The organism is Stappia sp., assembly GCF_048261845.1.
Taxonomy (GTDB): Bacteria; Pseudomonadota; Alphaproteobacteria; order Rhizobiales; family Stappiaceae; genus Stappia.
On sequence record NZ_JBLXFR010000102.1, the window covers coordinates 1 to 8,258 of the forward strand.

The window sequence follows — 8,258 nt, forward strand, 5'->3', positions numbered from 1 at the left end:
GGCAGCCCGGGCCCGCCACCGCGCAGGCCCAGTCCCGCCACGCCGGCCTCCGGTCCCGCTTCCAGGGTGAAGGCAACGCGCGAACATGCGTGGCGGGCGGCATTCTCGGCAAGATTGCCGAGCGCCTCGGCAAGGTCGTCGCGGTCGATGCGCAGGCCGGCCGCTTGCGGAATGTCGACCCGCCAGTCGAGACGGGCGCCGGCCGGCGTGCGGGCAACGACGGCAACGACGGCGCGGGCGACATCGGCGGCGCATGCGGCGAGCGAGGCATCCACCGCCGCCCGGCCGGAGGCGATGCGGGCGCGCACAAGCTCGCGCTCGACGTGACGCCGCATGGCGGTGGCGACGGTCTCGATCTCGTCGGCGATATCGCCCTCGCCGCGCGCCCGCAAGCGGTCGACATCGCCGGCGAGCACCTGAAGCGGTGTGCGCAGCCCGTGGGCAAGGTCGCCGGCCCGCGCCCGGGCGCTCGCCACCTGCGCCTCGCGCGCCGCGATCAACCCGTCGAGTTCGCCGGCCAGCGGCCGGATCTCGTCCGGGAAGGCATCTCCGAGGCGACGCCGGCTGCCCGAGCGGATCGCCGCAAGCCCGTCGCGCACCGCCTTCAAGGGATGCAGGCCGACGCTCACCTGGGCAAAGGCGGCGGCTAGCAGGAACAGCCCCAGCACGGCCAGATAGGGCACAAGGTCGAAGGCGAAGGCGCGCACCGCCGCGTCGATCTCGGCCCGGTCGAGCGCCACCGCCACCCGCGCCGTGCCTCCGCCGAGCCGTTCCGGCAGGGAGATGCGGCGTTCCAGCGCGACAAGACGGGCCCCGTCCGGTGCTTCGGCCGCATGCCGGTGCACATCGCCATCAACGATCCCGCCAAGGGGGAGGGCCAGGTCTCCGTCCCATAGCGAGCGGGAGCGCAGGACAAGGCTCTCCCGCCCCACCCGCCAGTAGAGGCCGGACAGCGGCAGGGCGAAGCGCGGATCGCCGGGCGGGCGGACAACATCGAGCCGGCCGGCCTCCCCCTGGTCGAGCCCGGCGATCAGCTGGTCGAGATGGACGGACAGCTCCTGGTCGATGCGCCGCTCCACATGGCGCTCGAACAGGAGCACCAGGCCGGCGGCGGACAATGCCAGCGCCAAGAGGATCGAGACCGCGCCGGCCAGCAGCAGGCGCAGGCGCAACGAGCCATAGCTCACGGCGCCGCATCCCCGACCAGATAGCCGAAGCCGCGTCGGGTCTCGACCGCGCCGGCCCCGAGCTTCTTGCGCAGCCGCGCGATGACGGCTTCCAGCGCGTTGGGATCGCGGGCATCGTCATCGCCGTAAAGATGCTCGAGCAGTTCGGTCGCCGGCACGACGCGGCCCTTGTGATGCATCAGATAGGCGACGAGCCTGTATTCCAGCGGCGACAGCGGAAGCGGCACGCCGTCGCGCGAGACGCGCATCTGGCGGGTGTCGAGCAGCAAGGGACCGGCCGCGATCGCCGCGCTGGCAACGCCGACGGACCGGCGGATCAGGGCGCGGGAGCGGGCGAGCAGTTCCTCCATGCGGAACGGCTTGGGCAGGTAGTCGTCGGCGCCCGCATCGATGCCCTCGACACGCTCCGACCAGGATCCGCGCGCGGTCAGGACCAGAACCGGCATGACGCGCCCGGCGGCGCGCCAGCGCTTCAGCACCGAAAGGCCGTCGAGAACGGGCAGTCCGAGATCGAGCACGACAAGATCGAAATCCTGTGTGTCGCCGGAAAACCAGGCTTCCTCGCCCTCCCGTGCGACGTCGACCAGATAGCCGGCCTGCTCCAGCGTTGCCTTGAGATCGCGGCGGATGCGCGCATCATCCTCGACGACCAGCACGCGCATCAATCGTCCTCGATCTCGACAACACGGCCGCTGGCGGCGTCGACCATCACCTCAAGCAGGCGGCCCGAGGTCGTCACCATCTTGAACTCGTAGAAGTAGCGTCCGTCGTCCCGCTCCAGTTCGACCTCCAGCACGCGGCCGCCGATCCGGCTCTCGATGCCCGGCAGGATCTCGGCGAGCGGCAGCGCCCGCCCCTCGCGCACCGCGCGCATGGCCTTTTCGTGATCGCCTCCCGCCAGGGCCGAAGCGCCGGCAAGGCTCGCGCCGGCCAGAAGAACGAACGACAGGGCCGCGAACCGGCTGCGGGCGAAAGCTTGTGTCATGACCTGAACCCTATAGCGCGCCGAAGCTGACAATTCACTGACGTCGCGCAAGGGGGCGGCGTCAGCCGCGATGGAGCAAGGTCCCCCTTCAGCCGGCGGCCCGGACCGCGCGGCACCCCAACCGGAGACCGAGACATGCGCAAACCGATCCTTCTTTCCGTCCTCGTCCTGATCCTCTTCGGCAGCGCCGGAGCGGTTTTCGCCGGCGAGAACGGGAACCGCTACAACATCGACGCTCCGCGCGACCAGTGGATGAGCGTCGCCCGGATCGCCGAGAAATACGAGGCCCGAGGCTACGATGTCCGCGAGGTCGAGATCGACGACGGCGTATACGAGATCTCCGTGGTCGACGCGAACGGCATGCGGATGGAAGCCGATGTGCATCCGGTCACCGGCGAGATCCTGACCCGCGACTTCGACGATTGACGGCCGGGCACCCGAAGGCCCCGTCCCGGCACATGACCGCCGGGCGTATGCGTGCCGGCGGGACCCGATCCCGACCCCCGGGTGGCAGAGGCGGGGGCGGCGCGATCAGCCTGCAGCCGGGGATTCGCTGCCCATGAACCGGTCGAGCACGGCATGCGTCAGTTCGGCCACTGTCTCGCGCGCCATCTGCGGCGACAGGCGGGCAACGTCGCAAAGCGCAATCAGCGCTTCCGCCCCGGCCGCCACCGAGAGCGCCCCGATCATCATCCCGAAACGCCGCGGCGGCATTGTTCCGCGCAACTCGTCAAGCGCCAGTTCAAGCATCGCCACCCGCCGCGCACCGCGCAGGGCCTTGTCGCTGCCCCCTTCGGCCAGCCAGCAGTCCAGGTTGCGCGCCAGAAACTGGCGAAACGCGGGCTCATGCGCCACCGCAAGGTCAAAAAAGTAGAGCGAAACGGCCACGGCCCGGGCGCGAGGCCCTTCGGCTCCGGCAACGATCTCCTCGTAGGGCCGCACCTCGACGGCGAGACCCGCCTCCGCGACAAGTACCGCAGGATCGGAAAAATAGCGGTAGGCCGTCGCCTTGGAGATACCGCTCTCCGCCGCCGCAGCGGTCACGTTCACTGCCTCGCCGCGCTCGATAAGCGCGCGCGCGCCGGCAAGAATGGCTTCACGCGTGCGCCGCTTCTGCGACAGGCGTTCCCTGTTTGGTGACATGCGCAGCTCCATAATAAGACACTTGTCTCACAAAAAGACTCGTGTATCATAAGATCGTTGTCCAGTTCCCACAAGCGGAGAAAAGCCGTGACCGACCGTCGCGCAAGAACGTATGAAACCCTCGGTATATTGCTGAAATTCCACGCCTTTCCCGGCGACACGCAAGACAAGTTCTGTCTCGTGGAAGCGGTGGTGCCCCCGGGTCTCGGCGCGCCGCCCAACCATCATGCAGGCGAAACCGAAGCCTTCTACATGCTGGATGGCGAGATCGAGTTCATGATCGACGGCGAGACGCGGCTGGCGCGGCGCGGCGACCATGTCCCCATTCCCGACGGTGCGGTGCACGCCTTCACCGCAAAGGGCGAGACGCCGGCGCGGGTGCTCATTGTCAACGCGCCGGGCCACATGCATGAGCGCTTCTTCACCGAACTCGGGCACCCTGTTGCCGACGAGACCCTGGTGCCGGCACCGATGGATGGTCCGCCGGACATTGCGAACGTGATGCGGGTTGCCGGCGAGACCGGCATGACGATCCTGCCGCCGGCATAGCCGGCGGAACCGGCGTCGATCCCGTCTCAGAGCGGCCAGACGAGCAGCAGCAGCGGCAGCGCCACGACGGTGACAACGACTTCCAGCGGCAGGCCGAGACGCCAGTAGTCTCCAAAGCCGAACCCGCCGGGGCCGAGGATCAGCGTGTTGTTCTGGTGGCCGATCGGCGTCAGGAAAGCGCAGGAAGCGCCGATCGCCACCGCCATCAGGAACGCATCGGCGGCAACGCCGAGCGTGGCGGCAATGCCGATGGCGATGGGACACATCACGGCCGCCGTCGCCGCGTTGTTCATCACGTCCGACAGGAACATGGTGACCAGCATGACCATCGCCAGGGCAACCACGGGATGGCCCTGGGCCACCGTGCCGACAAGGAACGAGGCGAGAAGCTCGGCCGTGCCGGTCGCTTCCATCGCGGCAGCGACAGGGATGAGGGCTGCAAGCAGCACGACGACCGGCCAGTCGACCGCCGTGTAGACGGAGCGCAACGGCACGGTCTTCAATACCATCGAGGCCAGCACGCCGGCGGAGAACGAGACGGCCGCCGGCAGCAGGCCGAACGCCGCGACGAGGATCGAAACGGCAAGGATCGCCGCCGAGATGATGGCCTTGCGGTTGCTCGGGATGCGCAGCTCGCGTTCGGCCAGCGGCACGCAGCCCATGTCCGAGGCAAAATCGGTGAGCGCATCGGAGGGGCCCTGCATCAGGAGCAGGTCGCCGGACTCCAGCGCCATCGTCCGCAAACGCGCGGTCGACCGCCGGCCATTGCGCGAAACGCCGAGCAGGTTGAGCCCGTAGCGCGTCCTGAGCGACAGATCGCGCGCCGAGCGGCCGACAATCTGCGCGCCGGGGAGCACCACCAGTTCGCGCAACAGGATTTCCTCGCTCTCGCTGTTCTGGCGGTTCTCCTGGCGGCCGGTTCCCTCGGCCTCCGCGGCTTCCGTCTCCCGCTTTTCGGCGTCCCCGTCATCGGCAGGTTTCGGCTCCGGCCTGACCTGCTCCTCCAGCTTGAGGTCGAGTTTCGACAAGGCCTCGGCGATGCCGTCCATGTCCGCTTCCAGCACGAGGATGTCGCCCGAACGGATGCGCCGCGCGCCATGGGGAGCGCTGACCCGAACCTCGTTTCGCACGAGCCCGACAATCTGGGCGATGTCCGGATCGAGCTTCGCCTCGATCTCGCGCAGGGTCATGCCGACGGCCTTGCCGTCCTCCTTGACGCGGGCCTCGGTGAAATAGGCGCCGGTCTCGAAATGTTCGCCCGCCGCCGCCCGGGTCACCGGTACGAGCCGCCAGCCGGCCAGCACGACGAAGGCGAGACCGGCCAATGCAACTCCGAGCCCGACAGGGGCGAAGTCGAACATGCCGAAGCCTCCGGCTCCGGTTTGCGCCCGAAAGCCGGAGACGATCAGGTTGGGCGGCGTGCCGATCAACGTCGTCATGCCGCCAAGAATCGTTCCGAAGGCGAGCGGCATGAGCACCCGGCCGGGCGTCATGTCCAGTCTGCGGGAGAGCTGCAGGGCCACAGGCATCAGGAGCGCCATGGCCCCGACATTGTTCATGAAGCCGGACAGGGCCGCGCCAAGCCCGGTCAGCGCGGCCAGCGATGCCGTTCGCCCGGCATTGGCGGGCAGCACGGTGCGGGCCAGCACGTCGACGGCGCCGGAGGACTGCAGCCCGCGGCTGAGCACGAGGACGCAGGCGACCGTGATCACCGCCGGATGGCCGAAGCCGACAAACGCCTCGTCCGCCGGCACGAGGCCGGCAACAACACAGGCGATCAGCGCGGCAAGCGCCACCACGTCATGGCGCAGGCGGCCGGACAGGAACAGGCCCATCGTCGCGGCGAGAATTGCTAGGATCGCGATCTGGTCGCCGCTCATGAAGAACTCCCGGTTACGTCATCACCTGTCTACAGGCTTGACCCGCAAGTGGGAACGGCGCCGACGCGGGAATGGGTCCCGGGCGCTGTTTACTTCCCGGAGAATCTTACTAGGGTCCGTCCGGGCTGTTATTGTAAAAAAAAACGGGGAACTGGGGGGGAACATGGCGGACAAGCCGGATGTGGGACTGACGCTCGACGGCGGGCAGGCCTGCAGCATTTGCCATGGGAGCGAGCGACGGGTCGTGTCCGGCATCGGCCGCGGCTTCGAGAAACTGACCACGGTGATCTGCACCGGCTGCGGGCTTCTGCAAAGCCATCCGATGCCGACGGCAGCAGAACTTGAGCGCTTCTACGCGGTCGACTACCGCAAGAAGTACAAGTCCACCTACGAGCCGAAGCCGAAGCACGTCTATCGCTATGCGCCGGGCGCCTATCAGCGGGTGGCGCAACTGGCCGCACTGGCCGGCCCCGAACAACGCCGCTTCCTGGATATCGGCTCGGGCAGCGGCGAAATCCTCTACATGGCGCGCAGGATGGGATTCGACGTCACCGGCATCGAACCGAACACCGGCTATGCGCAATACACGCGCGCCCAGCTCGGCCTGCCGGTGCAGAACTGCAACTACGAGCAGGCCGACCTGCCGAAGGAGCATTTCGACATCCTCAACCTGAACCATGTGCTGGAGCACCTGCCCGACCCGCTCGCCTCGCTGCGCTTCCTCAACGGATTGCTGCGGCCAGGCGGTATCCTGTGCGTTGCCGTGCCGGACATCGCCCATACCAGCCACGCGCCCTGGACCCGGTTCCACTATGCCCATGTCCACAATTTCAACCATGACACGCTGAAGGCCATGGTGCTGAAATCCGGCTTCGTGGTGCTGCCGGAGAGCACCGCCAGCACGACGCTGATCGCCCGCAAGACCGGTGCAGCGTTCTGCGACATGCCGCAGCGCATGGAAGAGAACTACCACCGGCTGTGGTGCGGCCTGACGGCACCGACATCCGTTGCCGGCCATGTGGCAAGCCGGCGCGGAATCGGGCGGTTCCTCGGCAAGCTTTACCGCTATCCGAAGGAATACCTGCTGGCGAAGGCCCACGGTTCGCCCCGCGCCATTCTCGACCACGTCTTCAGGCAGATGGAGACGGCCCGCAGAGCGTAGCGGCGGGAGGGCGCATACGCACGGTAGCCCGTCGCGCCGGCGCCATTGCAACGCAGGCCAACCGCTCCAGGGTCAGGACCCGAGGGACAGGGTTTTCAGGTTCATCCAATGAGCGAGACATCGAAGGCCTCCAGGACAGGACTCGTCCTCGTCGACGCGATCGCGGGCGAGGCGCTCGTCTTTCCGCCGCCGCACGAAGTGCTCGCCTGCCGGAGTGCCGACGAGGTCGAAACGGTTCTGCAACGGGCCGGGAGCGCGGCATGTGCAGGCGCCCATGTCGCCGGCTTTCTCGCCTACGAGGCGGGTTTCGCCTTCGAGGAAAAACTCCTCCCCCTTGCCCCTTCCGATCCCGCCCTGCCGCTTGTCTGGCTCGGCCTGCACGAGGCGCCGGAACGCCTGCCAATGGCGGAGGCGCTCGCCCGGCTCCTTGACGAAGACGGCACGGCGGCCGACGGGGAAACCGGCGCGGAGATCGACGGCTTCGACATGTCGCGGGCGGAGTACGACGCGGCCTTTGCAGCGGTGCGCGACCATCTGGCGAAGGGCGACATCTATCAGGCCAACCTGACGATGCGGGCGCACGGGCGCTGGCGCGGCAGCCTTGCCCGCCTCTTCGCCCGGCTGATCGCCGCCCAGCCGGTCGGCCATGCCGCCTTCCTGCGGCTCAAGCGCATGACGCTCCTGTCGCTGTCGCCGGAGCTTTTTCTGGAGCGGCGCGGCACCCGCCTCCTCACCCGGCCGATGAAGGGCACGGCACGGCGCGGCGTGAACGCCGCCGAAGACCGGGCGATCGCCGCCGAACTTGCCCGCGATCCCAAGTCCCGGGCCGAAAACGTGATGATCGTCGACCTGATGCGCAACGACCTGTCGCGCATCGCCGAGACCGGCAGCGTCACGGTTCCGCGCCTGTTCGAGGTCGAGCCCTATGCGACGCTGTTCCAGATGACCTCGACAGTGGAGGCGCAGGTTCCGGCGGAAACCGGCTTTGCCGAATGCATGCGCCAGCTCTTCCCCTGCGGCTCGATCACGGGAGCGCCGAAACTGTCGGCGATGCAGATCATCCACCGGCTGGAGCACGGTCCGCGCGGCGCCTATACCGGCGCCATCGGATATCTGGAACCCTCCGGCGACTTCCGCTTCAACGTGGCGATCCGCACCATGGCAGCGCGCGACGACGGGAAGTTCGAGATGGGCGCCGGTTCCGGCCTTGTCTTCGATTCCGCCGCCAGTCCGGAATATGACGAGTGCCGGCTGAAGCTTGCCTTCCTGGAGCGGCCGGCGCCCGGCTTCTCGCTGTTCGAGACGATGGCCTGGCATCCGCACGAGAGGGATCCGCTTGCCGGCTACCTGCT

The 8,258-nt window shown here is 68.1% G+C and carries 9 protein-coding genes; 4 read left to right on the forward strand and 5 right to left on the reverse strand.

The features are described from left to right. The 3 genes from ACN0T5_RS20800 to ACN0T5_RS20810 form a co-directional block, all read right to left on the reverse strand. The coding region (locus tag ACN0T5_RS20800; protein ID WP_417770519.1) for a sensor histidine kinase at positions 1-1,187 on the reverse strand (1,187 nt) is incomplete at its 3' end. Then, a complete protein-coding gene (locus ACN0T5_RS20805) occupies positions 1,184-1,849 on the reverse strand; it encodes a response regulator transcription factor (RefSeq protein WP_417770520.1) in 666 nt (221 codons plus the stop codon). The genes ACN0T5_RS20805 and ACN0T5_RS20800, both read right to left, overlap by 4 nt. Next, positions 1,849-2,172: a PepSY domain-containing protein gene (locus ACN0T5_RS20810; protein WP_417770521.1), complete on the reverse strand. Its 324-nt coding sequence runs from the start codon at positions 2,170-2,172 to the stop codon at positions 1,849-1,851. Before ACN0T5_RS20810 ends, ACN0T5_RS20805 begins: the two co-directional genes overlap by 1 nt. Positions 2,173-2,307: 135 nt before the next feature. Between ACN0T5_RS20810 and ACN0T5_RS20815 the strand changes: the two genes are divergently transcribed. Further along, entirely contained in the window at positions 2,308-2,598 is a 291-nt protein-coding gene (locus ACN0T5_RS20815) for a PepSY domain-containing protein (RefSeq protein ID WP_417770522.1), read from the forward strand. 105 nt (positions 2,599-2,703) lie between these two features. On the opposite strand, the gene ACN0T5_RS20820 is transcribed toward ACN0T5_RS20815, so the two are convergent. Further along, positions 2,704-3,315, reverse strand: a complete 612-nt coding sequence (locus ACN0T5_RS20820; RefSeq protein WP_417770523.1) for a TetR/AcrR family transcriptional regulator — start codon at positions 3,313-3,315, stop codon at positions 2,704-2,706. 87 nt (positions 3,316-3,402) lie between these two features. Between ACN0T5_RS20820 and ACN0T5_RS20825 the strand changes: the two genes are divergently transcribed. Next, positions 3,403-3,864, forward strand: coding sequence for a cupin domain-containing protein (locus ACN0T5_RS20825; protein WP_417770524.1), 462 nt, complete (start codon positions 3,403-3,405; stop codon positions 3,862-3,864). 26 nt (positions 3,865-3,890) lie between these two features. Here the strand turns inward: ACN0T5_RS20825 and ACN0T5_RS20830 are convergent, their stop codons facing one another. After that, positions 3,891-5,744: an SLC13 family permease gene (locus ACN0T5_RS20830; protein ID WP_417770525.1), complete on the reverse strand. Its 1,854-nt coding sequence runs from the start codon at positions 5,742-5,744 to the stop codon at positions 3,891-3,893. A gap of 163 nt (positions 5,745-5,907) precedes the next feature. Between ACN0T5_RS20830 and ACN0T5_RS20835 the strand changes: the two genes are divergently transcribed. After that, positions 5,908-6,906, forward strand: coding sequence for a class I SAM-dependent methyltransferase (locus tag ACN0T5_RS20835; protein ID WP_417770526.1), 999 nt, complete (start codon positions 5,908-5,910; stop codon positions 6,904-6,906). A gap of 108 nt (positions 6,907-7,014) precedes the next feature. Then, positions 7,015-8,258: aminodeoxychorismate synthase component I (pabB, locus tag ACN0T5_RS20840; protein ID WP_417770527.1), on the forward strand; the 1,244-nt coding region annotated here is incomplete at its 3' end.